This is a genomic window from Cryomorpha ignava (assembly GCF_010686655.1).
GTDB classification, from domain to species: domain Bacteria; phylum Bacteroidota; class Bacteroidia; order Flavobacteriales_D; family Cryomorphaceae; genus Cryomorpha; species Cryomorpha ignava.
In genome coordinates this window covers 32,495-57,867 of the sequence record NZ_JAAGVY010000013.1, presented here as the reverse complement: position 1 = coordinate 57,867, position 25,373 = coordinate 32,495, and the positions used below count along the sequence as shown (strand labels likewise).

The 25,373-nt window shown below is 40.5% G+C and carries 22 protein-coding genes; 12 read left to right on the top strand and 10 right to left on the bottom strand.

Going from position 1 to position 25,373, the window contains the following annotated elements; genetic code table 11:
- Positions 1–2: 2 nt before the first annotated feature.
- The 8 genes from G3O08_RS09025 (at position 3) to G3O08_RS08990 (ending at position 11,376) form a co-directional block, all read left to right on the top strand.
- Positions 3–329 carry a PadR family transcriptional regulator gene (locus G3O08_RS09025; protein ID WP_163285037.1) on the top strand — a complete coding sequence of 109 codons (327 nt, stop codon included), beginning with the start codon at positions 3–5 and terminating at the stop codon, positions 327–329.
- 2 nt (positions 330–331) lie between these two features.
- The gene (locus tag G3O08_RS09020; RefSeq protein ID WP_163285036.1) at positions 332–1,993 is read left to right on the top strand and encodes a PspC domain-containing protein; all 1,662 of its coding nucleotides are present in this window, start codon (positions 332–334) and stop codon (positions 1,991–1,993) included.
- A 238-nt stretch (positions 1,994–2,231) separates the two neighbouring features.
- Positions 2,232–2,417: a hypothetical protein gene (locus G3O08_RS09015; protein ID WP_163285035.1), complete on the top strand. Its 186-nt coding sequence runs from the start codon at positions 2,232–2,234 to the stop codon at positions 2,415–2,417.
- Positions 2,418–2,489: 72 nt separating this feature from the next.
- Positions 2,490–4,895 (top strand): alpha-ketoacid dehydrogenase subunit alpha/beta, encoded by a 2,406-nt coding sequence (locus G3O08_RS09010; RefSeq protein ID WP_163285034.1) that lies wholly within the window; start codon positions 2,490–2,492, stop codon positions 4,893–4,895.
- A gap of 248 nt (positions 4,896–5,143) precedes the next feature.
- On the top strand, positions 5,144–8,095 hold the full coding sequence (locus G3O08_RS09005) for a TonB-dependent receptor (RefSeq protein WP_239541088.1): 2,952 nt from the start codon (positions 5,144–5,146) through the stop codon (positions 8,093–8,095).
- A gap of 39 nt (positions 8,096–8,134) precedes the next feature.
- On the top strand, positions 8,135–9,865 hold the full coding sequence (locus tag G3O08_RS09000; protein ID WP_163285033.1) for a T9SS type A sorting domain-containing protein: 1,731 nt from the start codon (positions 8,135–8,137) through the stop codon (positions 9,863–9,865).
- Positions 9,866–9,991: 126 nt separating this feature from the next.
- Positions 9,992–10,798, top strand: coding sequence for an N-acetylmuramic acid 6-phosphate etherase (murQ, locus tag G3O08_RS08995; RefSeq protein ID WP_163285032.1), 807 nt, complete (start codon positions 9,992–9,994; stop codon positions 10,796–10,798).
- Complete coding sequence (locus tag G3O08_RS08990) at positions 10,798–11,376, top strand: hypothetical protein (protein ID WP_163285031.1); 579 nt, start codon at positions 10,798–10,800, stop codon at positions 11,374–11,376. Before murQ ends, G3O08_RS08990 begins: the two co-directional genes overlap by 1 nt.
- Before the next feature lie 12 nt (positions 11,377–11,388).
- Here G3O08_RS08990 and G3O08_RS08985 read toward each other — a convergent pair whose 3' ends face one another.
- Together G3O08_RS08985 and mnmD are read right to left on the bottom strand one after the other, a co-directional pair.
- Positions 11,389–11,823, bottom strand: coding sequence for an NUDIX domain-containing protein (locus tag G3O08_RS08985; RefSeq protein WP_163285030.1), 435 nt, complete (start codon positions 11,821–11,823; stop codon positions 11,389–11,391).
- Positions 11,823–12,509, bottom strand: a complete 687-nt coding sequence (mnmD, locus tag G3O08_RS08980) for a tRNA (5-methylaminomethyl-2-thiouridine)(34)-methyltransferase MnmD (protein ID WP_163285029.1) — start codon at positions 12,507–12,509, stop codon at positions 11,823–11,825. Before mnmD ends, G3O08_RS08985 begins: the two co-directional genes overlap by 1 nt.
- 87 nt (positions 12,510–12,596) lie before the next feature.
- Here mnmD and G3O08_RS08975 point away from each other — a divergent pair, with 87 nt between their 5' ends.
- Positions 12,597–15,920: a T9SS type A sorting domain-containing protein gene (locus G3O08_RS08975; RefSeq protein ID WP_163285028.1), complete on the top strand. Its 3,324-nt coding sequence runs from the start codon at positions 12,597–12,599 to the stop codon at positions 15,918–15,920.
- A gap of 108 nt (positions 15,921–16,028) precedes the next feature.
- On the opposite strand, the gene G3O08_RS08970 is transcribed toward G3O08_RS08975, so the two are convergent.
- Together G3O08_RS08970 and G3O08_RS08965 are read right to left on the bottom strand one after the other, a co-directional pair.
- Positions 16,029–18,092 carry an OmpA family protein gene (locus tag G3O08_RS08970; RefSeq protein WP_163285027.1) on the bottom strand — a complete coding sequence of 688 codons (2,064 nt, stop codon included), beginning with the start codon at positions 18,090–18,092 and terminating at the stop codon, positions 16,029–16,031.
- A 3-nt stretch (positions 18,093–18,095) separates the two neighbouring features.
- Positions 18,096–19,190 (bottom strand): tetratricopeptide repeat protein, encoded by a 1,095-nt coding sequence (locus G3O08_RS08965; protein WP_163285026.1) that lies wholly within the window; start codon positions 19,188–19,190, stop codon positions 18,096–18,098.
- A 114-nt stretch (positions 19,191–19,304) separates the two neighbouring features.
- On the opposite strand from G3O08_RS08965, the gene G3O08_RS08960 reads away from it, so the two are divergent.
- Entirely contained in the window at positions 19,305–20,402 is a 1,098-nt protein-coding gene (locus tag G3O08_RS08960) for a M42 family metallopeptidase (RefSeq protein WP_163285025.1), read from the top strand.
- Here the strand turns inward: G3O08_RS08960 and G3O08_RS08955 are convergent, their stop codons facing one another.
- The 6 genes from G3O08_RS08955 to G3O08_RS08930 form a co-directional block, all read right to left on the bottom strand.
- Entirely contained in the window at positions 20,403–20,951 is a 549-nt protein-coding gene (locus G3O08_RS08955) for a DUF4924 family protein (RefSeq protein ID WP_163285024.1), read from the bottom strand.
- A gap of 1 nt (position 20,952) precedes the next feature.
- A complete protein-coding gene (locus tag G3O08_RS08950; protein ID WP_163285023.1) occupies positions 20,953–21,591 on the bottom strand; it encodes an OmpH family outer membrane protein in 639 nt (212 codons plus the stop codon).
- 4 nt (positions 21,592–21,595) lie between these two features.
- On the bottom strand, positions 21,596–21,856 hold the full coding sequence (locus G3O08_RS08945; protein ID WP_163285022.1) for a hypothetical protein: 261 nt from the start codon (positions 21,854–21,856) through the stop codon (positions 21,596–21,598).
- 64 nt (positions 21,857–21,920) lie between these two features.
- The gene (locus G3O08_RS08940; protein WP_163285021.1) at positions 21,921–22,343 is read right to left on the bottom strand and encodes a DUF1987 domain-containing protein; all 423 of its coding nucleotides are present in this window, start codon (positions 22,341–22,343) and stop codon (positions 21,921–21,923) included.
- 167 nt (positions 22,344–22,510) lie between these two features.
- The gene (locus G3O08_RS08935) at positions 22,511–23,248 is read right to left on the bottom strand and encodes a LytR/AlgR family response regulator transcription factor (protein ID WP_163285020.1); all 738 of its coding nucleotides are present in this window, start codon (positions 23,246–23,248) and stop codon (positions 22,511–22,513) included.
- The gene (locus G3O08_RS08930; RefSeq protein WP_163285019.1) at positions 23,229–24,314 is read right to left on the bottom strand and encodes a sensor histidine kinase; all 1,086 of its coding nucleotides are present in this window, start codon (positions 24,312–24,314) and stop codon (positions 23,229–23,231) included. The genes G3O08_RS08935 and G3O08_RS08930 overlap by 20 nt, the downstream gene beginning before the upstream one ends.
- Positions 24,315–24,392: 78 nt before the next feature.
- Between G3O08_RS08930 and G3O08_RS08925 the strand changes: the two genes are divergently transcribed.
- On the top strand, positions 24,393–24,998 hold the full coding sequence (locus tag G3O08_RS08925; RefSeq protein WP_163285018.1) for an acyl carrier protein phosphodiesterase: 606 nt from the start codon (positions 24,393–24,395) through the stop codon (positions 24,996–24,998).
- 39 nt (positions 24,999–25,037) lie between these two features.
- Positions 25,038–25,373: a type II toxin-antitoxin system RelE/ParE family toxin gene (locus G3O08_RS08920; RefSeq protein WP_317164050.1), complete on the top strand. Its 336-nt coding sequence runs from the start codon at positions 25,038–25,040 to the stop codon at positions 25,371–25,373.

Genomic DNA, 25,373 nt, shown 5'->3' with positions numbered 1-25,373 from the left:
TCATGAAAATTGAAAACACAAAAGCGCAAATGCGGAAAGGTATTCTGGAGTTTTGCATTCTTCAATTAATCAGAAAAGAAGAAATGTATCCTTCAGATATCATCGCAGCGCTTAAAGAATCGAAATTAATTGTGGTGGAGGGCACATTATACCCTCTACTAACACGGCTCAAAAACGCCGGAATACTTGACTACCGCTGGGAAGAATCTAAAGCCGGCCCACCGAGAAAATACTATAGTTTAACACAAACCGGAGAACAGGTACTAAACGAATTACGAGAAACCTGGGACGAATTATTAATAGCCGTAAACCGCACACTAAAGGACTAGCCATGAATAAAACAATAAGTGTAAATATAGGAGGGCGCGTATTCAACATTGAAGAAATCGCCTTTGACAAGCTGAATAAATATCTGAATACCATACGCGGATATTTCAAAAATCAAGAAAGTGCCGATGAAATTATTTCGGATATAGAACTTCGCATTGCGGAGCTTTTTATCGAGCGTATTTCAAATCAAAAGCAGGTAATAACTGTAAGTGACGTAGATGAAATAATTGCCATAATGGGTCAACCCGAAGACTACGTAGATGCAGAAGAAGAAGCGGAGGAAACCGGATACACATATAGAACCCGGGCGCAAAAACAAGTTTTTAGAGACCCGGACAATAAAGTAGTGGCGGGTGTATGTAGCGGAATAAGTGCCTATTTTGGGATAGATCCGATAATTTTGCGCGCCATCTTTGTGATTTTCACCATTTTTTACGGCTCGGGAATTCTTATTTACGTAGTTCTTGCCATTATTATTCCAAAAGCTAGAACTACCGCCGAAAAACTTCAAATGCGCGGAGAGCCTGTAACAGTCGAAAACATTTCCCGAAAGGTGAATGAATCTTTTAGGGATGTAAGCGAAGACATTAAAGATTTCGGAAAAAAGAACAATATCAATAAAGATACTGTAAACACCGCTGGACGAAGGGCTGCTGACGCTACAAGTGGAATTTTGGGAAATATAGGCAACATACTTAGAGTATTGCTGGTAATTCTGGCCAAAGTAATAGGAGCTGCTTTTATAGTAATTGGAATAACCGGGATTTTCTTAAGCCTGGGTCTCTTATTCGGCTGGGAGAGCATATTGGCAATAAGCCAAAACGGTATGTTTAATAATGCCAATGTACCTGTAATTGTAAACTCTTTTTTTGACACGGTAAATCAAAGAACCTTGTTTTCAGCTGGTGTTTTCCTCACCACCATTACCCCCGCTATCGGTATGCTGCTGCTCGGAATCCGATTGCTTTTCGATTTTAAAAAAATTCCGATCTGGACGGGAATTGTATTGGTAATACTTTGGTTTGCCGGCATAACTATGGTAGCAGTGAGCGCTACCGAAATATACGACAAGTTTCAGGTAGAAACCTCATTTACGGAAAACGTACCGCTGGAATTGCCTGTATCTGATACCCTGTATTTAGACCTGCTTCCGGAATACAGTACCATGTACAAATTTAAAAAAGGATTTTATCGAAATAGATTTTCTTACGATTCCAATGTAACATTTCCGGATATTAAATCGACTGATGTACTGTATATCGGTAGAAACGATTTTACGGTAGAAATGAATAATGCTGACACTTTATTTAGATTAATGATTGAGCGCGAAGCACATGGGTCATCACAAACCGATGCTGTGGCAAACGCCATGGGCATTGAAAGTTATGTAGAAATAATTGGCGACAGCCTGCTCGTACATCCCTATCACGCGGTATTAAAGACTGCGAAAATTAGGGGACAGGAGATAAAATACATTTTGCAAATACCTGTGGGTAAATCCATTCATTTTAATCAAAAATCGAAATTTATTCTGGATGATGTACCCAATGTTACTGATACATGGGATGGTGATATGATAAACCAAACATGGCTAATGACCAGAAATGGACTACTGTGTACTTCTTGTCCGCCGGAAATGCTTGAGAAGGATGATGATGATTAGATTTTTTGTATTGCGTATTGAGTATTGCGTATTGAGTATTGCGTATTGAGTATTGCGCAGGGTCATCGAGCGAAGTCGAGATGTTGCGTATAGAGTATTGCGTAGTCGCGTCGATTTATCGCGAGGAACAATGAATGAAAATTATTAACACTGAACATTAAACAAACCAAACATACAGGGATGCTCCTGTAAAAAGCAGGAGCATCCTTTAAACCAAACCATTAAAACCTGACTAACCATGAATCCCAAAAAAGTTTTTTTCACTTTCGGCTTTATACTTGCCTTTTTTATTGTGGCCTGCTGTATTTCTTTAGCTTCTGCAAAAAGTGCCGATAGAACTTCAGAAGCTGAACAAAGTAGAAGTGCAACACACCATTACGAATTACCGAAACTTATTCCTGCTGCCTGGCTAGTAGGTAGATAGGGTATAATTTAAGAGCACTGCGAATAGCGTCTCGTTTTATTATCTTTGCAGAGCTGAATACTTTGTAAAAATATGAACCAAGAGAAAGAAGAAATAGCTACCCGCGAAGAAGTTTTTGTAAGAGAAGTAATAGCTGATTACAAGCTTGCTTGCGAGAGCCGTGAGGCATCGCTGCTGGGGCGAAAGGAAGTGCTGACCGGAAAAGCCAAATTTGGCATTTTTGGCGACGGGAAGGAATTGGCGCAGATTGCCATGGCCAAGCAGTTTAAAAACGGCGATTTCAGATCTGGATATTACCGCGATCAAACTTTTATGATGGCTATTGGAGCGCTGAGCATTCAGCAGGCCTTTGCGGCACTGTATGCGCATACCAATGCCGATAAAGAACCGGCAAGTGCAGGTCGCCAAATGGGTGGGCATTTCTCTACCCGAAGCTTAAATGCAGATGGCACCTGGCGCGACCTTACCAAACAAAAAAATTCTTCGGCCGATATTTCTCCTACAGCCGCGCAAATGCCGCGCTTACTCGGGTTGGCGCAAGCCTCTAAGGTTTACCGCCAAAACAAAGCGCTTCACAACGATTTCAAAACATTTTCTGACAAAGGAAACGAAGTAGCTTTTGGAACAATTGGCGATGCCAGTACAAGCGAAGGTTTGTTTTTTGAAACAATGAATGCCGCAGGTGTTCTGCAGGTTCCTATGGTTATGTCGGTTTGGGATGATGGATACGGAATATCTGTTCCCAAAGAATTTCAAACCACAGGCGGCAGCATTTCTCAACTTTTAAAAGGATTACAACGCGATGAAAACCGCGGTGGATACGATATTTATAATGTAAAAGGATGGGATTATCCCGCACTTGTAAACACTTACGAAAAGGCGGTTAAGACGGCACGTGAAGAGCATGTTCCTATTTTAATTCACGTAGAAGAAGTAACGCAACCGCAGGGCCACTCTACTTCAGGTTCGCATGAGCGGTATAAGTCGCCTGAAACGCTTCAGTGGGGGAAAGATTTTGACTGCATTAAAAAAATGCGCGAGTGGATTCTCGAACACGATTTATCGACTGACGAAGATCTGGAAGAAATCGAAAAAACTGCCAAGAAAGATGTCCGCACCGCTCAAAAAGCCGCGTGGAAAGACTTTCATGAAGAAATTAGCGTAGAGCGCGATCAGGTAGTTGTGCTTTTACAGCAAATGGGCGGCGACAATGAAGCTATTGCCACATTAGGAGAAAATCTCAAAAAGGCGATGGATCCGGTGCGTAAAGATATATTTACCGCCGCTCGCAAAGCAATTTACAATTCTATTGGCTCTGAAACCGATGCACGTGAAGAATTAAAAAAATGGCTTAGCGAGAATAAAGACAAAAATGCCGATCGGTACAACTCTCATTTATACTCACAGAGTGCTATGTCGGCTTTAAAAGTTGAAGAAATTAAGCCGGAGTTTTCGGACAGTTCAGAAGAGGTGGATGGAAGGCTCGTGCTTCGCGACAATTTTGATGCCTTGTTTACAAAATATCCTCTGGTTCTCACTTATGGTGAAGACGTTGGAAAGATAGGTGGAGTAAATCAGAGCATGGAAGGAATGCAAGAAAAATTCGGCCAATTGCGTGTAAGCGATGCCGGAATTCGTGAAGCATCTATTCTTGGCCAGGGAATTGGAATGGCGATGCGCGGTTTGCGACCCATTGCCGAAATTCAATATCTGGACTATTTGCTATATGCCCTGCAGATTATGTCAGATGATTTGGCCACACTGCACTATCGCACAAAAGGCGGCCAAAAAGCACCGGTAATTATACGTACGCGTGGTCACAGACTCGAAGGCATCTGGCATTCAGGCTCACCACTGGGAACCATTATTCACGCCATAAGAGGTATTTATGTTTGCGTGCCGCGCAATATGGTCACCGCAGCCGGTTTTTACAATACATTGCTTAAGAGCGACGATCCGGCATTGGTAATTGAGCCCCTAAACGGTTACCGTCTCAAAGAACAAAGGCCCGATAATCTGGCAGAGTTTACCATTCCGCTGGGTGTACCCGAAATTGTGCGTGAAGGAAATGATATTACTATAGTATCTTACGGCTCAACCTGCAATCTTGCCGAAGATGCAGCCACCCAGCTGTTAGATCTGGGAATCGATGTAGAACTTATAGATGTGCGAACCTTATTGCCTTTCGATAAGAATCACTTAATTGTTGAAAGTCTGAAAAAAACCAACCGATTGCTCATTGTAGATGAAGATGTACCAGGTGGTGCCTCGGCATTTATTCTCGATAAAATTCTGAATGAGCAGAATGGTTATTTTCATCTGGACAGCAAACCAGTAACCCTTACATCAAAAGCTCACCGACCTGCTTATGGAAGCGATGGCGATTATTTCTCAAAACCCAATATTGAAGATATTGTAGAGACCACTTATTCGATTCTTCACGAGGCAGATCCGGAAAGTTACCCAAAAATGTTTTAGGGCCACAATAGATTTTATTTTCATTTTTCTTGATCTGTAACTCTCAAAAAGAGGGTGATGAAGGCACCAACTGAGTGCGTATAAATTTACAAAAGCAAGCTTCACACAAAAGCCTAAATATCAATAGGAAACAAAGATTCACAAGAATCTACTTTAAAATAACAAGATAATTATGTCTTTTCAAAGGTGAAAATATCTATTTTGGCTTCTCAAGGTGTCAAATTAACACGAATTCATTGATCAAATACATGCTAATAAAGAGATTAACTCTACCAATCATCCTATGTGCTTTCGGAATGTTTTTTTTTGCGCAGAGTTCTTTTGCTCAAGGAACAATAAAAGGCACAGTTTACGATGACAATAGTGGCGAAACGCTGATAGGAGCCACCGTTATTTTAAAAGGCACCTCTACCGGAATAACAACAGATATAGACGGAAATTTTTCATTTCAAGTCAACCAAAATCCACCACTTATATTGGTAATCAACTTTTTGGGATATACACCAAAGGAAATTACTGTTAATTCATTTTCTGAAAAGATAAAGGTTAATTTGGGTACCGATCAGGTAATGATGAGTGAAGTGGAAGTTGTGGGAAGCCGTATCAGTGAGAAGTCTAAGCAGGCTGCACTTACCGTTGAATCAATGGATTTAATAGCTATCAAGGAAGCTCCGAGTGGAAGCTTTTATGAAAGTCTGGGCAACTTAAAAGGTGTAGACGTTACTTCTGCCAGCCTGGGATTCAAGATTGTGAATACTCGAGGTTTCAATTCTACATCGCCTGTGCGATCCTTACAACTTATTGATGGGGTTGACAATCAATCTCCGGGATTAAACTTTTCGCTTGGAAACTTTCTGGGAGCATCCGACCTTGATGTATTATCTGTCGATGTAATTGCCGGAGCAAGTTCGGCTTACTTCGGGCCAGGAGCGTTTAACGGGGTTATAGATATGCGCACCAAAGATCCGTTCCTCTTTCCTGGATTAAATGTTTCTCTGAAAGCCGGAGAGCGTCAGATGTTTGAAGGAGCTATTCGCTGGGCCGATGTAATTAAGAATAAGGAAGGTATTGAAAAGTTCGGATATAAAATCAACTTGTTTTACCTTACGGCAAATGACTGGGAAGCCGACAATTACAATGCTGTAGATGATTCTCCTGTAACCACTGAAAACTATTCAGGCTACGATGCTGTAAACATTTATGGTGATGAAGTGACCACGGGTGGAAATAATTATACCACAAATTTAGATTATCCCGGCTTAGGTAGAATATATCGATCGGGTTATAAAGAAGTAGACATTGCCGATTACGACACCCGAAATACAAAGGCAAATTTAGGGTTGTACTACAAGCTTAAAAAGGATCTGATTCTGAACTATTCGTTGAATTACGGAAATGGAACAACGATTTATCAGGGCGACAACAGGATAAGCCTGCGCGACATTCAGTTTTTACAGAATAAAATTGAACTAAAAAAAGAAAATAAGTACTTCTTACGATTCTACTCAACGCATGAAGATGCCGGTAACTCATACGATGCAGTGCTTACGGCAAATATTATGTCTGACATTGCAAAAAGAGAAGGAAATTATTACAAAGATTACGCAGCATTTTACAGATTAAACAGGAATCAACTTTATGATCAGGGAATGCCGAACCAAACTGAATTTAGCGATACAAGACCTAATATTACGGATTATATCGGTGATGATGGTGTGATTAATTTCGATGCATTCGCTGCCGCTAATGTTCAATGGAGACAAGGCATAGCCGGAGCTCAAAATGAATGGGCAAATGACAACCCAGGCGCCATGCAAGATTACAATGCTACTATTCGGAGAGCAACAGAAGAATCTGCCCTGGAGGGGGAATATCCTTTTTTCAAGCCGGGCACACAGCGCTTTGACAGCCTTTTTCAAGACGTAACGTCACGACTTTTTACCGATAACGGCTCTCGATTTTATGATAAATCGGCACTGTACCACGCCCAAGGTGAGTATATTTTTGACCTAGATTTTGGGAAAATAATTGTTGGTGCTAATGGCCGCTTGTACACGCCAGATTCGCGGGGAACAATTTTTAGGGACACACTGACCTTTACGAGAGAAAGGATTATGGAGATTGATCCCATAACATCTGACACCACATTTAAAACCGTAAAAACAGATTCAACTTTTACCAAAATAACAAATTGGGAATTTGGCGTTTATGCCGGATATGAGAAGAAATTTATCGACGAAACCTTAACTTTTAAGGCCACCTTAAGAATGGATAAAAATGAAAATTTCGATGCCGTTTTTTCACCTGCTGTATCTCTGGTTTACCAACTTGGTGAAAACCATATACTTCGCGGTGGTGTTTCTTCTGCTGTGCGAAATCCTACCCTTGCAGACCAATACTTGTATTATGATGTAGGTAGGGCTACACTTATTGGTAACTTAAGTGGATTCGACTCACTAGCGACAATTGAATCATTTAACGAAGCGCGTAATACCGGTGCAAACTTTGCATGGAATAAACTCAATTACTACAGTGTGGATCCGATCAGACCGGAAAGAGTACAAACGTTTGAAGTAGGCTATCGCGGAACAGTATCAAATAAAATTTATGTCGATGCAGGGTATTACTACAGTATTTATACTGATTTTATTGGTTACAATATCGGTTTAGATATTCCTTACGCACCCGACAACCCGCTTCCCGGAAATTTCACCGTATATCGTGTTGCAGCAAATGCACAAGAAAAAGTAACCACACAAGGCGCTTCAATTGGCGTAAATTATTATTTCTTGAAGAATTACGCACTTACAACCAACTATTCATACAACAATTTGGTAAGCGGAGACGACGACCCGATAATTCCAGCATTTAATACTCCTAAGCATAAAGTAAATATTGGTGTAAACGCGAGAGATTTGACTACGGATTTTGGTATTTTCAAATTGAAAAATTGGGGTTTTGGAGTGAATTACAAATGGATCGACGGGTATCTATTTGAAGGTAGCCCCCAGTTTACAGGCTATGTGCCAAGCTATTACCTGGTTGATGCCGCAGTTTCAGCAAATTTCAAGAAAATAAATACTTCGGTGAAGCTCGGCGCTTCTAACCTTACTGATAACCGTGTATATACAGTGTTTGGTGGTCCATACATAGGACGTATGGCTTATATTTCTTTTGTATATGAATGGTTGAACCGATAATATTTCTTATTTTTCACAACAAATAAAAAATACATCTCTATGAAAAGAACTTTACAATCCTTAACAGTTGTTTTGGGTCTGATGACTCTAAGCAGCGCACATGCTCAAGTGAGATATCTTGACCAAATTTTTGAAACGAATCAATTGCAGTCAAATGTCGGCATTGGCTTTAATATCGATGCTCTCCGCTCGAACTTGGACTCTGTTACATTCGCTTCTGATTACGATGACATTCTCGCGATAATGGCTAATGGAGAAACTCCACCATTGAATTATTTCCAAAGTAATGGAGCTTTGCCTGTAGATCAGCAAACAACTGCCAAGCTTTACCCAATCAGATTAGATATCTATACCCCACCTGCGAGTGATACAGAGGTTAATAGACCTGTAATTATTTATCTTCATACTGGAAATTTTCTGCCCCCTGTAATAAATGGTAGCCCAACAGGGACTAAGATAGATAGTGCCGCTGTTAACTTATGTAAGCAATGGGCTCGAAGTGGCTATGTTGTTGCATCCGTTGACTATCGAATGGGTTGGAATCCGCTATCAACAGTGCCGGATATTAGAAGAGGAACCTTGCTACAAGCTGTTTACCGTGCATTGCACGATGCTCAAACCAGTGTTAGGTATATGCGAGCAACTGTCGCCCAAGGAAATCCTTACAACATCGACCCAACTAAAATTGCTTTGTTTGGTCAAGGGTCTGGTGGATATGTTTCTCAAGCTTACGCAACACTAGACGACTACAATACGGATATTGCTATTCAAAAATTTATTGGTGAAGATGGCTTTCCGTATGTTATTGAATCTATAGATGGAACTATTGACGGTGGCCCTGGCTCTCAAAGACTTCCCGACCCACTTCAATTAGCAGGTATTTCTAAAGAAATAAGTCTTTCAATGAATATTGGGGGAGCACTGGCTGATATCTCTTGGCTTGATGATACAGACCCACCTATGATTTCTCTACATTGTGTTCGCGATCCATTTGCTCCATTTGATGATGGAACTGTAGTTGTTCCTACAACAAATGAAGATGTTGTTGACGTTTCTGGTGCAAATGTGTTTATACAAGAGGCAGTTGACTTAGGTAATAATGCTGCATTTTTGACGATTCCAAATGGAAACGATCCATATACTGATAGAGCTCGCTCTCTGTATGGTCAAACTTTTGACTATATCTTGCCTACACAACCTACTATTACTGTTGCAGAAAATCCTGAAGGATTGTTTCCATTTGTGCTACCAATTAATACAATTAATGGAAATAGATTTACAAATCAAGGTGGACCATGGGATTGGTGGGATTTCGGCACTCTAGAATTATTAGTAGCTGGAGCTGAAGCTGCCACTGGGAACGATTACGACGCAGCCCTTATCAACGCTCAAAGCGTAGCCGGAAACCCAGGAATGGGTCCTGAAAAAGGCTTGGCGTATATTGATACTATTCAGGGATATATCAATCCTAGAATGATGTGTGTTTTTGAGCTTGAAGGAGCTCCATGTATTACAGGCATTAGCAAAGTAGAAACCCAAAACAACACAACAATTTTCCCAAACCCTTCACAATCTGCAATTACAATCCGTAATACAGACGAAGTTATCCGTCGTATTCAAATGATTGATATTACAGGACGTGTGGTATTAGAGAGAAATGTAAACGATCATACGTACCTCTTAGAAAGAGGGCAACTTAGTGATGGTGTTTACTTGTTGCAAATTACTTTTGACAATCAGCAGATTACCAAAAAAGTGCTTTTTAATTAATCGTCTTTCGATTATAATTGTAAGCCTCCGCACAGCAATGTGTGGAGGCTTTTTTAATGCCATTATTTTAATTCATTTTAGTAGTTCATCTTTCAGTAGTCAAATTCTCATTCTTATCTTTGCACCGTGGAAAGACAAACTGAAAAAGAATCGCTTTACAACAATCTGGAGGGAAAATCGATTCTTGAAATTCTGACAGATATAAACCGCGAGGATGCAAAAATTGCCGCCGCGGTAAATACGTGTATTCCAAAAATCAACACATTGGTAATTGAGATTGCCAAACGCATAAGCGAAGGCGGACGATTGTTTTATACAGGAGCCGGCACAAGCGGAAGACTAGGAATAGTAGATGCCAGCGAGTGCCCTCCCACTTTTGGTGTTCCCCACGGAATGGTGATAGGACTGATGGCAGGCGGCGATAGCGCCATGCGCAAAGCTGTAGAATTTGCCGAAGACGATGAAACACAGGGCTGGGATGATCTAAAAGAATACAAAATTGACAAACTAGATACTGTAATAGGCATTGCAGCTTCTGGCACCACACCTTATGTAATCGGTGCTTTGCGAAATGCACGCCAGCACGGTATTTTAACAGGCTGCATTACCTGCAATCCCGGATCGCCCATTGGCAAAGAAGCCGAATTTCCAATTGAAGTTGCCGTAGGGCCTGAATATGTAACCGGAAGCACGCGCATGAAATCGGGCACTGCGCAAAAGTTGGTTCTCAACATGATCTCCACTGCAGTAATGATAAAACTCGGTAGGGTAAAAGGAAATAAAATGGTAGATATGCAGCTGAGTAACAACAAGCTTGTAGATCGAGGTACACGTATGGTAATGAATGAGTTGGATATCAATTACGAATTAGCGAAAGAATTATTATTAAAATATGGCAGCGTGCGAAACGCTGTGATTAATGGGAGTAATTAATGCATAGCATAGAACCATACTACAACTGGAGGGATGAATACATTGCCGAAGAAGATGAACGATCCCCTTTTTACGGAAGGGAATACAGCGAATTTGAATTTACAAATTCCATTTACGATCATCTGATTCATCCGCAATGGGATGAGTTTGGCTCTCCTTCCCTGCTTATGAAAATTCTCTACGCCGATTATGATCGCGGTTTTGCGATTATGGAGTTTTTGGGTGAGTGGAATGATTGCCTTCACAACGATATCATGTTTCTGAAAAGAGATGTTGCCGATGACCTGATGAATCAGGGTATCAATAAATTTATTCTAATCGGCGAAAATGTGTTGAACTTTCACTATTCAGATGATTCGTATTACGAAGAGTGGTTTGAAGATGCAGCCGAAACCGATGGATGGATAGCGATGGTCAATTTTCGAGATCATGTAATGCAGGAATTTTCGGCTGTAAATGCGGATAGCTATTTTGCTACCGGCGGAAATTTGGATGAATTGGACTGGCGAACCTTAAAACCGGTTTCGTTTTTTAAACGGGTGCAAAAGCTTGTGGAGAGACGTTTTTTGTCGGCTTAGATAAATATGCCTTCAGGAAATAGTTTTTATCTCTTTTAAAAACTGGCACACATATTTATCGATGGGAAAGGTAAAATCGTTTTCACTTAAAGATTCCAGGTCTTTCCAGAAAACCTCTTTCCCCTCTTCCCGTGCCATTATGTCTTTGAGGTTTATATTGTTTTCGGCAGCGCTTACGCGAAAATAAACTGATAGTACCTGTTCCTTATCATTAAATGCCGACCGTTGAAAAAAATCGGTGGTGAAAATATGAGCTTCTACGGTTACGGGCAATGCGAGCTCTTCCATAAATTCTCTTTCCACACATTCGCGCAAGCCCTCACCAAATTCAAGCCCCCCACCGGGAAGTTTTGTAAAAGTTCTGTTTTGATAGGATTCCGTGCTGAGCAAGATTTTGTTGTCGAAAATCAAGGCACCATACACGCGCACATTAAATGGATATTTCATCACAAAGGTTTTGTGGCGCGCATCATTTCACGTTTTCCGGGTGCACCTGTTATTCTCTCCACTTTAAAACCAACAGACTCCATGGTTCTACGCGCAACCCCCTTTGAAGCGTAGGTTACCAAAATACCGCCGGGTGCCAGAATCTCAAAGCACTTTTTAAAAACAGCTTCGCTCCACATCTCACTTTGGGCTCTAAAGCCGAAAGCATCAAAATAAAATACATCAAAGGAATTTGAAGGATGCTCAAAGCTGAGAAAGTCACCGTACTTTTTAAACAATTTAAAATGAGGAGTTATTTCAACTTCCTTATCCCAGCCGGCATCGACTATTGCAGAACAAAACGCTGAATAATCTTGAAGGCCCGGGAGCATTGAATAATTCATTTTCTTAAGTGACTCCGGTTCTACCGGAAACTTTTCTATTCCATAATGCGAAATTTCAACACCCTTCCTTTCGGCGTAAGCCATTGTAATAAAAGTATTTAAGAAAGTGCCAAGGCCGAGCTCAAATACCCGCGGCTTGCTACATCCATTCGCGACAGCGTGCTCCAAACCAGCTTTGATATATACATGCATTGACTCCTGCAAAGCGCCGTGATGTGAGTGATAATGCTCATCGAGTTCGGGCAGGTAGAGCGACTCGCTGCCATCTGCAGTTGAGACGATTTTTGGGTTTATAAATTTCAAGGCGATTTAGCTTTCAAGTATTGCTATTAAACAAGAATGGCGAAGTTAGTCGGATTTCTATAAATTCGCGATTGATATCTCTTCACTATGAAAAAAATTCTCTTCTCTGCTGTTCTTATTGGCTTTTCAAGTTTTTTATTCGCCCAGGAGTGGGTTAATAAAATGATGGATCCCAACGTGAATTTTTATGAAGTTCAGGAAGCATTTAATGCCCACTGGGGAGACAAAGGTTACGAGCGTGGCAAAGGCTGGAAACAATACAAACGATGGGAGTACAATGTGGCCGCCCGCACGTATCCAAGCGGAGAAAGGAATTACTCAATAGAATATTTTGAAGCCTGGAAACAGGTTCAAAAATTGAATAAAAGCGAGGTCAAATCAAATTCTGACTGGCAACCTGTAGGTCCTACATCTTGGGAAAGCCAAGGCTGGAATCCCGGTTTGGGACGAATAAATGCCATTGTTGAAGACCCGAATGATCCCAATACCATTTATGCAGCAACCCCAGCGGGCGGACTATGGAAATCTGTAAATTCAGGAAATGACTGGACTCCAATTACCGACAATCTGCCGGTAATTGGTGCTTCGGGATTGGCCATTGACCCCAACGATTCCAACATTCTGTATTTAGCTACGGGCGATGGCGATGGATCTGATACCTATAGCTTTGGCGTAATGAAAAGTACAGATGGAGGCTTAAGCTGGGAACCTACTTCGCTGATTCACAATATAGCCGATGGAGTGCGCTGTACCAAAATACTTATGGATCCCACCAATTCGCAAAAGTTATGGGTTTCTACAAATCAGGGGTTTTTTGTCACTAGTGATGCCGGTGAGTCATGGACTCAGACATTAAGCGACAATATTCGCGATATAGAAATCAAGCCGGGCGACCCGAACGTAATTTATTGTTCGGGACGAAAATTTTATAAATCGACAGATGGAGGGATGAATTTCACCCAGATTTTGGAAGGAGTACCTTCTTCTTTAGCTGTGAATCGTCTTGCAATAACGGTATCTGCCGATAATCCAAACGTGGTGTATATGGTAGCCGGTAGCGATGAAGACAGCGGATTTTACGGTTTGTATCGCAGCAGTGATTCAGGAGATAACTTTGAACTGCGCAGCGATTCACCCAATATTCTCACCTATTCTGAAATTGGAGACGGTGATGGTGGACAAAGTTGGTACGACCTGGCAATTACCGCATCGCCAAATGATGCTGACGAAATATATGTAGGTGGTATAAATGTATGGAGAAGCAATGATGGCGGAGCTAACTGGACAATTGTTTCGCATTGGGTTCACCCATCATCTATTGGATACACCCACGCGGATATACACTCACTTGATACCTACGGCGATAAAATTTACTGCGGTAGCGATGGAGGTCTATTTGTGAGCTCTGATTTCGGGAATTCATGGACAGACCTGAGCGAAGGCTTGCAGATCTCACAATATTATCGCATTGCGGTTTCAACTACAAATCCCGATTATATCCTCACAGCATCGCAGGATAATGGAACCAATCTATTTTCGGCACCCGGCGATTACAATCACTTGCTGGGCGGAGACGGAAATATGGCACTGATTGATTATACAAACGATCAAATAATGTACAGCGCCTACCCCGGTGGAGAATTTCAAAGGTCGACAGATGGTGGTATGAGTTTTTCTAATTTTTCAGATGGTCTTGAAGAGTCGGGAGCATGGGTAACGCCGCTTCAAATGCATCCGACTAATAACAATATTCTCTTTTCGGCTTTCGAAAATGTATGGAAAACTGGAAGCAATGGAGCCTGGACTCCGATTAGCAATTTCCCGTTTGCAGGTACACTTTTGGCACTTAGAGTTGCCCCATCAAACGCCGATGTGATTTATACATCGACTTATGGAACTATTAGGAAGACCACAGACGGAGGCGCTAACTGGTCAACGATAACCAGTGGACTACCCGATCTCACCATTACGGGAATAGAAGTGCATCCCACCGATCCCGACGAGGTTTGGATTACTATGTCGGGTTATAATTCCAATGCAAAAGTTTTTCATTCTGTTAATGGAGGGAGCGCTTGGGAAAATCTTACCTTAAACCTCCCCAACATTCCTGTAAATTGTGTGAGCTATCAGTTAGGAAGCAACGATGGAATTTATATTGGCACAGATGCAGGAGTTTACTACAAAGATGCCGAAAATATTAATTGGAGCAGCTATAACAATGGTTTGCCAAATGTAATTGTGAACCAGATTATTTTTCAATATCAAAGCGGTAAAGTGTTGCTTGGCACCTATGGACGCGGAGTTTGGGAAAATGAGTTTTTTGATCCGGGAAGTGTTATGCCTGTAGTGAATTTCAGCACTGACAAAGATTTGATTTGCTCGGGCGAAACAGTCGCTTTTTTAAATCAGTCTCTGAATATATCTTCCAATGTTTTGTGGACTTTTGAAGGTGGAACTCCGGCTGAAAGCACAGAAATAAGCCCGACTGTAACTTACAATGAGAGTGGACTTTTCTCTGCCAAATTATGGGCAGCCAATGCCAATGGTGCTGACAGTTTGATTGTTGAAAATTACATAACAGTTATGGACACCATAGGCACATCCGTGCCTTATTCTGAAGATTTTGAGGCCGCTAGCTCTGTAGATGATATTCCATGGTACATTGAAAATGAAGATGACCAAAACACTTGGGGAATCAATAACGTAGTTGGTTATCAGAGCAATAAGTCAGTATGGATTAATAATTTCACCAATTTGCCTCAAAATTTTGATCTCCTCAACAGCACCACTTTCGATTTATCTGAAATGGATACGGCTATTGTTACAATGCGCGTAGCCTATGCGCGCAGACCAAACTCATCGCTTGAATCGCTGCGTATTTCTATAAGTACTGACTGTGGCGAAACCTGGACTTTTAAAAAAGTCTATAATTCTTCATCGACTTTATCTTCAGCCGATCCGACTCCTGCCCCATTTGCTCCTGCGAATGATTTGGAGTGGAAGCTGCTCACCATTGACAACATACAACCGGATGAACGCACCGGAAATTTCAGGATTCAGCTGCAATTTTTGTCAAATGGTGGAAACAATATTTATGTAGACGATATAAATATTCTACAATCAACGCCTGTAAATGTTGAAAATTTAAAATCAGTTTTTGAGCGATTATATGTTTATCCCAATCCATCTAGCGATTTCACTACTGTAAGTATCTCAGCGCGCAATGCAGATGACGCCAGAATTGAACTCATTGATATTCAAGGTCGCTCCGTAAAGAATCTTTGGTCTGGCAAAATTAATGAAGGAGAGAATTCCATTCAGCTTCCGCTAAAAGGGATTGCACCCGGCATTTATGCGCTTTCGGTAAAAACGACAAATGGAGACCAAAACATTCAGCTGGTTGTGAAGTGATTGGTGTTTGGTGTTTAGTGTTTAGTGTTTGGTGTTTAGTGTTTGGTGTTTGGTTTAAAAATAAGGTTAATTCCGAAATAAGGTTAATTCTGACAAAACTTTAAGAAATTATTCAATAATTTTAAACTCCGTTCTTCGGTTTTCCTGACGGCCTTCAGGCGTATCGTTCGTTGCCATTGGCACTTGCTTTCCGTAACCCACATAAATCATTCGGCTTGCCGGAATGCCTTTTTGAACCAGATAGTCAACTACCGATTTTGCGCGCGCTTCAGACAATTCCTGATTGTATTTATCGCCACCAACATTATCGGTATGCCCTGAAATCTCAACTTTAATGGTTGGATTTTCTATGAGCAATTCTTTTAACCGATCGAGTTCTGCTTCAGATTCTGATCTTACCGTACTCATATTATAATCATAGAAAACATTGCGTAACACGATGCTCTCTCCGATTAAAATCTTTTTAAGCCTTACCACTTTGTACAGTTCTTTAAAAACTGCTGTATCGGGCAAATTAAAGTTCATAGAGTTAAAGAGATACCCATCTGCATTAAAGTTCAAACCGTAGTTTCGGCCTGCAGGTAGCGACACCAAATATTCGCCAAGAGCGGCATTGGATTTAAAGGTAGCCAGCACTTCAGACGTACTATTGTCTATAAGATCTATCGCGGCGCTAACGGGTTGAGAAGTTTTATCGTCAAGCACCAATCCTTTAAGCAATACCATTCTGCTGGTCCTCACTTTTACTTCGGGTTGCAAAGCGAGTTCGGGGTTTTTCTCTTCAGATCCAACCAGAAGTTGTTCTTCGGTATTTAAAACCGGCTCTTTTTCCGGGCCAAGAAATGATATTCTGTATATATCTTTTTCACCATAGCCTTCGTCTCTGATTGATGAATAATAGGCTGTGCGACCGTCGGCAGCTACTACAAAAAACACATCATCGTCTGGTGTATTTATTGGATATCCGATATTTACGGGCTTAGTCCATATCCCGTTTACTTTTTCAGAATAAAAAATATCATTTCCACCTATGCTATTATGCCCTTTACTGGAAAAATAGAGTGTTTTACCATCGGGATGCAGAAATACACCGTCTTCGTCATATGCCGAATTTACTGTTGCACCCAGATTCTGTGCTTCGTTCCAATCTTCTTTTTGCGCATTCCAGCGTGAAGTATAAATATCCTTTCCTCCTATTCCACCTTCCTTATCACTAATAAAAAAGAGTTCATTGCCATCGTAAGAAAGCGCAACTGCACTTTCGTGATAATTGGTATTGATATACTTGCCCAATGCGCGTGGCTTTGACCATTCATCACCATCAATTTCTGACATAAAAACATCGCCGCCACCCTTTGCGGTACCCCGAAATACAAACAGCATTTTACCATCGGGCGATAAACCGCTGCTGGCATCGTGACCAGTTGAGTTTACATCTTCGCCCAAGTTTTGTAAAGGGCTCCATATCCCACCTTTATTATAGCTGATGTATAAATCTTCATAAGGCAGGTTGTCAATGGCATCTTTCATTCCACCCACAGTATTTTCACGGCGGGCGGTAATAATGAGAATACTTTCGTCAGTTGAAATTAAGGGAGCATATTCTGGAGATGAAGAATTGATATTCGGCCCCAGATTATCAATCCAAACGCGTACTTTTTCTTTCGAAATTTCTTTTCCGTTTTTGGCTTCTTCCAGGTTTTTTTCAATAACGGCAAATTCTTCTCGCGATGCATTCTGATTTCTCAAAACCACCAGCTGCTTTTCATAAGCTGCAATTGCCAAGTCCCATTTTTCATTCAGGTGATAACCTCTAGCCAGCAAGTATTCAATATTGTAGGAGTCGTACGAAGGATTGAGTGCGTATGATTTTTCAAAATATTCCAGGCATTTTCGCTTTACCGGAGAGTAGAGATAGCACACTCCTAGCTTGTAGTTCAGTTCGGCATTATTTGGATTAAAGGCATACGCTTTTTCGTAAAATGGCAAAGCGAGATTCATATAGCTGTTATTGCCTTCGTCAAATATTTTATCGCCCTCTTTCAGGTGATAGCGGGCTTCTTTAAACCCGTCTTTATCGTTGGGAAAATTGTCTTTTTCAAAAGCTAAATCGCCTTGAGCGAAACTAGAATAGCCCGAAAGTATAAATAGAATAAGGAGTAAGTTTTTCATAGATCAATATTTACAAGAACCGCTTTGATAAATACCGGCATTTTTAATATTCATGGCTTCCGCCTTTTCCCAATCGGCACATGCTCCGGGAATATCGCGAACCATTTCACGCGCAATACCTCTATTGAGATAGGCGAAACCGTAGTTTGAATCCAGTTCAATTGCTTTTCCGGCACTGGTTATGGCTTCCTGATATTTTTCCTGCTTAATAAGTGTACTTGCCAGATTGTTATGGGCAAACGCATAAGCCGGATCTAAATCAATTGCTTTTTCAAAATCTTTTGCAGCTTCATCGTATTTTTCCTGAAGGAAATAAACGTACCCGCGATTGTTGAGGGCGAGCACATTATTTGGCTCAAGCCGTATTGCCTGATTGTATTCAGAAAGCGCCTTATCAAGCTTATTCTGCTTTCTATACACGCCAGCCAGATTCATATATGCCATGGTCATTCTAGGGTTTAGCTTTATGGCATTGTTATAATCTCCGGCGGCTCCATCCAGGTTTTCAAGTAGCTTTCGTGTGCTGCCTCTGTCGTGAAAAGCCACAGCATTTTGCGGATTTTCAGCAATCGCTCCAGAATATGCTGTTTCGGCTTCTGTATAATTGCCCATTCTAAAATTGAGCTCGGCACTGTATAGAAAACTATTTTCGCGCTCTACTCTTTTTTCAATAGCTATTTTATAATCTGCAATAGCTTCTTCGCCAAAGCCTGATATATGAAGCGCTCTTGCCCGGAGGTAGTAAGCTTCTTTGGCCGTATCAGCAAGAGTTATGTAGGTGCTTAAATCAGAAATAACACTGCTATAGTCTTTCAACCTCAGATAAGCTGCAGCGCGGTTGTAAATCGCTTTTGGGAAGTTTGGCTCTTCGGCCAATGCATTGGTAAAGTCGGCAATTGCAAGTTCGGGTTCATTGTTTTGAAAATGGCTTAAACCATCATTATAAAATCCGATTGCTGCAACAGAAAGGCCATCTTCCTGCAAGTCGCTGCTCAATGTATCGGCAGCAATTTGAACAAGTGATGAGTCGTTTTGCGTATTGCCCGAGAGGCAAAACAAAAATGCAAAAACGACCATTAAGGGGAGTCGTAAATTCATACAATTAATTTTTAATCGTTAAAATTTACGAAACCTAGGCGCTACGGTTACATTAACCCCTTAGAGTTTTAGACTCTTGGCGGTATTATTATACATTTGAACAAAAATAAATCAATGGCTAAAAAATCTATTCTATCAAAAGACAGTTTAACTTTTCTCGAAAAATATTTAAACAATGCTTCACCTACAGGCTTTGAGACAAAAGGACAACAGCTTTGGCTGAATTATATAAAACCTTATATCGATGATTTTGAAACAGACGTATACGGCTCTGTAGCAGCGGTAATAAACCCCGGACAAAAATACAAAGTTGCTATAGAGGCTCATGCCGACGAAATAAGCTGGTATGTAAATTACATTAACGACAAAGGCTTTATTTACCTGCGCAGAAATGGCGGTTCAGATCATATGATAGCCCCGAGCAAGCGTGTAATTATACATACTGACAAAGGTCCTGTAAGAGCAGTTTTCGGCTGGCCTGCTATTCATACCAGAAATACGGCGCCAGGTGGTAAAGATGAGGCACCATCAATGAAGAATATATTTCTCGATTGCGGCTGCAACACAAAAGAAGAAGTAGAGAAGTTGGGAATACATGTAGGAAGTGTAGCCACTTTTGAAGATGAGTTTATGATGCTTAACAATAAATACTATGTAGGCCGTGCCCTCGACAACAGAATGGGTGGGTTTATGATAGCCGAAGTGGCGCGCATGTTGAAGGAGAATAAGACGAAACTTCCATTTACACTGTATGTTGTAAATGCCGTACAAGAAGAAATAGGACTACGGGGAGCCGAGATGATAAGCCGTAGAATTGAGCCTGATGTAGCAATTGTAACCGATGTATGCCACGACACTCAAACACCGATGATAGATAAAATTGAGCAGGGTGACTTACATAGCGGAAAAGGCCCAGTGTTGACCTATGGGCCGGCAGTTCAAAACAATTTACTCAAGAAAATTATCGCCACTGCCGAGGCTGAAAAAATTCCATTTCAGAGAGCAGCCGCGAGCCGAAGTACCGGAACTGATACTGACGCCTTTGCTTATTCGGGAAAAGGAGTGGCATCTGCTCTGATCTCTCTCCCACTTCGCTATATGCACACAACAGTAGAGATGACGCATAAAGACGATGTAGAAAACGTCATTAAGCTGATTTACGAAACGCTTATGAATATTAAAGCAGGCGAAGACTTTCGATACTTCAAGTAATTAATTCCTCATTGGAAGCTTCCCGGCGAGCATTAAGTGATATGCCCGTGTTAGCGACCTGATATAGGTACTGAACTTATCAACAGCAGCCCGGGTTTCCGGGCTGATTGTTTTTTTGGCCAGCTTAAGAGTAAGTACACCGTAAATAGCGGTAAGAGCTGTTTCAATATCGTTTCTCGGAATTTTATCTGCTTTGAGTTTAAACTCAGCTAATAAAGGTTTTGCCTCAGCGTATGCATTTTTAAATGATTTATCATCAATGGTAGTGAGCAAAGTTTGTTGCACCAGCATAAGCTCGCCAAGAATTTCGTTGCTCTCGTGGTGGTGACCGCTCACCTCCAATTTTTCTGCGCGCATGTCTTTGGCAAGTTTGCTAAACCACACCAGATTTTCATTGCGCATTTCTTCATCTTCCATCTCTCCGAAAATTTGCTCTTCAATTTTCAGGATGTCAAAATCAACACCGCGCAGCAAGTCTTCCATTTGCCACATAAAGAGCAAATATTCGGCAATATTTTCGGCTTTTTTTTCTTTTGCTATATGCAGCATATTACGGTTTTGCCTTGTCAGATTTCTTAGCGTTCAAGTCGTTCTGATACGCTTCATTAAGTCCGTCAATCACCTCATCGGTAATATTATACTTTTGCTTTATCCAAAGTAAATTGCCTCCATTCTGAAAATTGAGAATCATATCATACTGTCCATCAGCATTGTGATTCTCCAGATAAGCATTTACTTTGCTAATGTATTCTGTTTGCAACTCAGTCTCTCTTTTTCTGAAATCCAGACCCAGTTTTTCCTGATACTGCTGCATTTCCAAATCGAGATTTTGCAACTCAGCTTGGGCTTGCTGCATTTCGTTTTGAGTCATTGTAGGTGCTTTTCGCTGCAATTCTCCGGCGCGTTTTTCAGCTTCTTCAAGTTTGGTTCGCAACCTTCTGTCTATACGTTTGCGTTCAGACTCTAATTCTGCTTCAGCATCGAGTAAAAACTGATACCGTGTATTTACAGTATCTCCATAAATAAAAGCCACTTTCAGATCGTTGCCTTCTACTGCTCTCTTTGTAGAAAGAGTATCGCCATTAGTTGAAACCGGATTTGTTTGGGGCGCCTGTTCTTGCTTACACGAAAAAAGTGAAATGCCAAGCATCGTGAGCAGTGATAACTGCGCAATAGATTTAATATTCATTAATTTATTTTGAGTTTGAAGTAGAAAAACGATAATTCCAGGCTTCGCTAAAATCTTCGCTCATATCAGAAAATCGTTTTAAAACCTTGAGTAAAAAAGGTGTTGAAAGAATGTTTTCAAATTCGGCGAGACTGGAAACCTGTGCCTCGTCAATTTTGTAAATCTGCTCCAGATGAGCATCTTCAATTTTTATAATGTATTTGTTATTCCACGAAAAAACAGTAATCTTAAATCGCGGATGTGGAATGTCTTTTACGATGCGCATGATCTGAAATTGTGGCGCAAAGGTAAGAAGAATATGAAGAATTTAAAACCTTGTAGAATAGAGGTTAGCCCAACTTAAGAAACCTTTCAACTTTAAGTTTTTCAATATCAAACTCTTCAAATATAAAAGGGAGTTCTTCGATCATGTAGGAGTAATCCTGACCAATTTCGAGCATATCAAAATCATTCTTTTCGTACATCCACAAAACTGACACTACCCACCCCTCTTTTCTTAATTCGAGTAAACGATAAAGAATGAAAAGAACCCTTTTAGAAGAAGCAATATTAAAAAAGTCAAACCTGAAACAGAATTGCAATCTGCCTTTTGGCTGAGATTCAGAGAATCGATCAAGCCAATTTAAAATGGGTTTGTAAAACAATTCAGCATCAATAGGGATAGATCGCCCACCTATAACATAAGTCTTTGATGTAACATCAAGGTGTACATACGGTGTTGATTTCGTATTCTGTCGTATAAGTGGCTCCATCCAATAGTGTTTTGAAATCATATAATACCTTTATTCTTTGTCGAAGGTTCGCGTTTTTTAGCAGAAAAACAAGAGAAATTCTACCAACATGACTTTTTAAACCATAAAGGATATTGAAACAAAGACTAGAAAAAAGGTTATTCACAAATCAAGGTGGATAACCTCAGCTACAAGCTCAGAAGTTCTTTAAATCGGGAAGCCTGCCTACGAGAAACCTCAAGGGTTTCACCCGATTTCAACTTAATTTGAAGACCGCCATTAAACCATGGTTCAATGTGAATAAGTTCCTTTAAATTAACTATAAATTTTCTGTTTATCCTAAAAAAATCCCGCTCGTCGAGCCGCTTTTCTAAATTATTGAGGCTCTTAAGAATTAGTGGTTTGCTGCTATCAAAAAAAACCCGCACGTAATTGCCTTCAGATTCAAAATAACGGATATTTTTTAATGTCACAAACCAACATTTCTCACCATCTTTTAAAAAAATCTGATCGTCCATTTTTAATTGCTTCTCTCCTTCTCCACCTTCTACGTCATCTTTTTCTTCAGAACCTTCTCCACTGTCATTTTGCACCTTCTTAATTGCTGCGGCAAGCCGATCATCATCAACTGGTTTCAAAATATAATCGAGTGCATTCACTTCAAATGCTCTAATGGCGTAAGAGTCGAAGGCAGTAACAAAAATCACTTTTGGATGGCATTCCAATGTCTCCAGCAGGTCAAAGCCACTCTCTCCCGGCATTTGGATGTCGAGAAAAATTAAATCGGGTTTAAGTGTATGAATTGATTCGCGGGCTTCGGTGGCATTAGCACACTCCCCTATCACTTCAATCTCTGGATAGTTCTCAAGCAGCGAGATCAATTCCTTGCGCGCAAGACGTTCATCATCAATAATCAGCGTTCTCATTTTCAATAGTTATTTTAGTTCTTACTGGAAATACCAATTTGCAAACCACGGTTTTATTTTCATTCACAATGCTAATGCCCGACTCTTTTCCATACAGCAAATTTAATCGCCTTCTGGAATTATCAAGTCCAATTCCGGTGTTGGCATCGTCATTGGCCCTCTTGGGATTGTAGGTTCCTGTATTTATTACGTTGAGCTCGATCATTCCATCTGGGTTTTCAACTACCGATACACGAATGTCACCCCCATTAGGCAATTGGCTAATGCCGTGCTTAACTGCGTTTTCTACGAGAGTTTGGACAAGAAGTGGTGGAATGTGTACTTTAAATAAATTTTCCGGAATGGAAAAGCTGAAATTGAGTCTTTCCTCAAATCTAACTTTCTCCAAATCTAGATAGTCGCGCACTACTTTCATTTCCTCTTCTAAGGCTACAAATTTTCTTCTTCCGCTCGTAAGGCTACTCCTCAAAATATTACTCATTTGAGTAATACCTGTTTTAGCCTTTGCCGGATCTTCATCTACCAAGGCGCGAATACTATTTAATGCATTAAACATGAAGTGCGGATTTAGCTGGGCTCGCAAGTTGCGAAGCTCCGCTTCTGTGACCGAAGCCGTTAACCTCAAATTTTTTATCTCTTCACGTTCGTAATTTTTTAAATAAATGGCGGCAAAATAGAATACATTCCATATTAAAAACACCATTGTAAAGGGTATAATCAATTCGATTAAGACCATGGGCGAAAGCAGAAGCCAAGCTGTAGAACTTTGATAAATAAGGTCTTGGGCTGTAGCAATAATTAGTGTTGCAATCACTCCAGTAAGAATAGAGAGAAGAATACCTCGGGGCAATACCCGAGAGATTTTCATTCGCAGCATTCCAAATTTTATAATCGCTATGCGCATTAGGTGCGATAGGGTGAGACCTACACAGAAATTCAAAATCAGGAAAACCAAAATACCAACATCAACAGGGCCTGTAAGCATGTTTTGAAACAGGATAAGGAGGATGAATAAAAACCATCCCACTATCTGCGACATCCAATATATTGACTTTTCATCACTCATTATAGAAACGAATATAGTGCGATTAGCGAATTATTTTTTGTTGATTTACACAAACGGTTTAATCAAATTTAGGCAAACGTGAATTTTCTGGCGCATCAATACCTTTCTTTTCATTCAGAACCTGTGATGGTCGGTAATTTCATTGCCGATACAATTAACGGCGTAATACCTGATGAATATCCCGAAGCGGTAAAATTAGGTATTCAAATTCACAGATCAATTGATACTTACACAGATTCGCATCCCATTGTGCTCGAAACGCGAAAATTGCTCTATCCATGGTTTAGCAAGTATGCAGCAGTGGTTCAAGATGTTTATTACGATCATTTTCTGGCTATTAACTGGCACTTGTATTCTAAAATTCCCCTGGCTGAATTTGTCAATAATGTTTATGCTGTCTTATCTACCAACGAACAAGTGATGAACGAAAAGGCATTACGCATTCTACATTATATGAAACTGCATGACTGGCTTTATAACTACTCGAAAAAAGAAGGGATTGACAGGGCGCTTAAAGGCCTCTCCAGAAGAGCGACTTTTAAATCGAATATGGAAAAAGGACTTGAGGCGCTTGATGCTAATTACACGGCGCTAAATCAACATTTTCAAGAATTTTTCCCGCAATTGGAGAATGAAATAAACCGGATGTATGGCAACGAGTTGAATAATGATTTCTTAGAATAAGATCGATTTTGTAAACTAATTAGTTAACTTTGTCTTGTAATATGTCAGATTATATCATATCGAAACTATTTCGCTGATTTCTATATTGGACAGGAAGAGAAAATCCAAGAGAAGATTGAATTTGTTTTAGACTTGATACGATTTGAAAGACAAGTTCCGAAAAAGTTCTTTAAACTTCTTGAAAACACTGATGGAATTTATGAAGCTCGAGTCATCACAACTTTCAAAAGCATCCGTCTATTATGTTTTTTCGATAAAGGAAGTGTTGTAGTACTGGCGAATTGCTTCTTAAAGAAAACTCAAAAAACGCCTAGAAAGGATATAAAATTAGCGGAAAGACTAAAAAAAGAATATTCAAAAGAGAAATACGGCTGA

Bases quoted from the DNA above. Each gene is read 5' to 3' on its own strand.
- G3O08_RS08945 (WP_163285022.1), bottom strand. From the start codon at position 21,856: ATGCGCATCGTAAAAGACATTCCACATCCGCGATTTAAGATTACTGTT.
- G3O08_RS09005 (WP_239541088.1), top strand. From the start codon at position 5,144: ATGCTAATAAAGAGATTAACTCTACCAATCATCCTATGTGCTTTCGGA.
- G3O08_RS09025 (WP_163285037.1), top strand. From the start codon at position 3: ATGAAAATTGAAAACACAAAAGCGCAAATGCGGAAAGGTATTCTGGAG.
- G3O08_RS08960 (WP_163285025.1), top strand. From the start codon at position 19,305: ATGGCTAAAAAATCTATTCTATCAAAAGACAGTTTAACTTTTCTCGAA.
- G3O08_RS08985 (WP_163285030.1), bottom strand. From the start codon at position 11,823: ATGAAATATCCATTTAATGTGCGCGTGTATGGTGCCTTGATTTTCGAC.
- G3O08_RS08965 (WP_163285026.1), bottom strand. From the start codon at position 19,190: ATGAATTTACGACTCCCCTTAATGGTCGTTTTTGCATTTTTGTTTTGC.
- G3O08_RS09000 (WP_163285033.1), top strand. From the start codon at position 8,135: ATGAAAAGAACTTTACAATCCTTAACAGTTGTTTTGGGTCTGATGACT.
- G3O08_RS08940 (WP_163285021.1), bottom strand. From the start codon at position 22,343: ATGGAGCCACTTATACGACAGAATACGAAATCAACACCGTATGTACAC.
- G3O08_RS08955 (WP_163285024.1), bottom strand. From the start codon at position 20,951: ATGCTGCATATAGCAAAAGAAAAAAAAGCCGAAAATATTGCCGAATAT.
- G3O08_RS08990 (WP_163285031.1), top strand. From the start codon at position 10,798: ATGCATAGCATAGAACCATACTACAACTGGAGGGATGAATACATTGCC.
- G3O08_RS08935 (WP_163285020.1), bottom strand. From the start codon at position 23,248: ATGAGAACGCTGATTATTGATGATGAACGTCTTGCGCGCAAGGAATTG.
- G3O08_RS08970 (WP_163285027.1), bottom strand. From the start codon at position 18,092: ATGAAAAACTTACTCCTTATTCTATTTATACTTTCGGGCTATTCTAGT.
- G3O08_RS09015 (WP_163285035.1), top strand. From the start codon at position 2,232: ATGAATCCCAAAAAAGTTTTTTTCACTTTCGGCTTTATACTTGCCTTT.
- G3O08_RS09010 (WP_163285034.1), top strand. From the start codon at position 2,490: ATGAACCAAGAGAAAGAAGAAATAGCTACCCGCGAAGAAGTTTTTGTA.
- G3O08_RS08930 (WP_163285019.1), bottom strand. From the start codon at position 24,314: ATGAGTGATGAAAAGTCAATATATTGGATGTCGCAGATAGTGGGATGG.
- G3O08_RS09020 (WP_163285036.1), top strand. From the start codon at position 332: ATGAATAAAACAATAAGTGTAAATATAGGAGGGCGCGTATTCAACATT.
- G3O08_RS08950 (WP_163285023.1), bottom strand. From the start codon at position 21,591: ATGAATATTAAATCTATTGCGCAGTTATCACTGCTCACGATGCTTGGC.
- G3O08_RS08975 (WP_163285028.1), top strand. From the start codon at position 12,597: ATGAAAAAAATTCTCTTCTCTGCTGTTCTTATTGGCTTTTCAAGTTTT.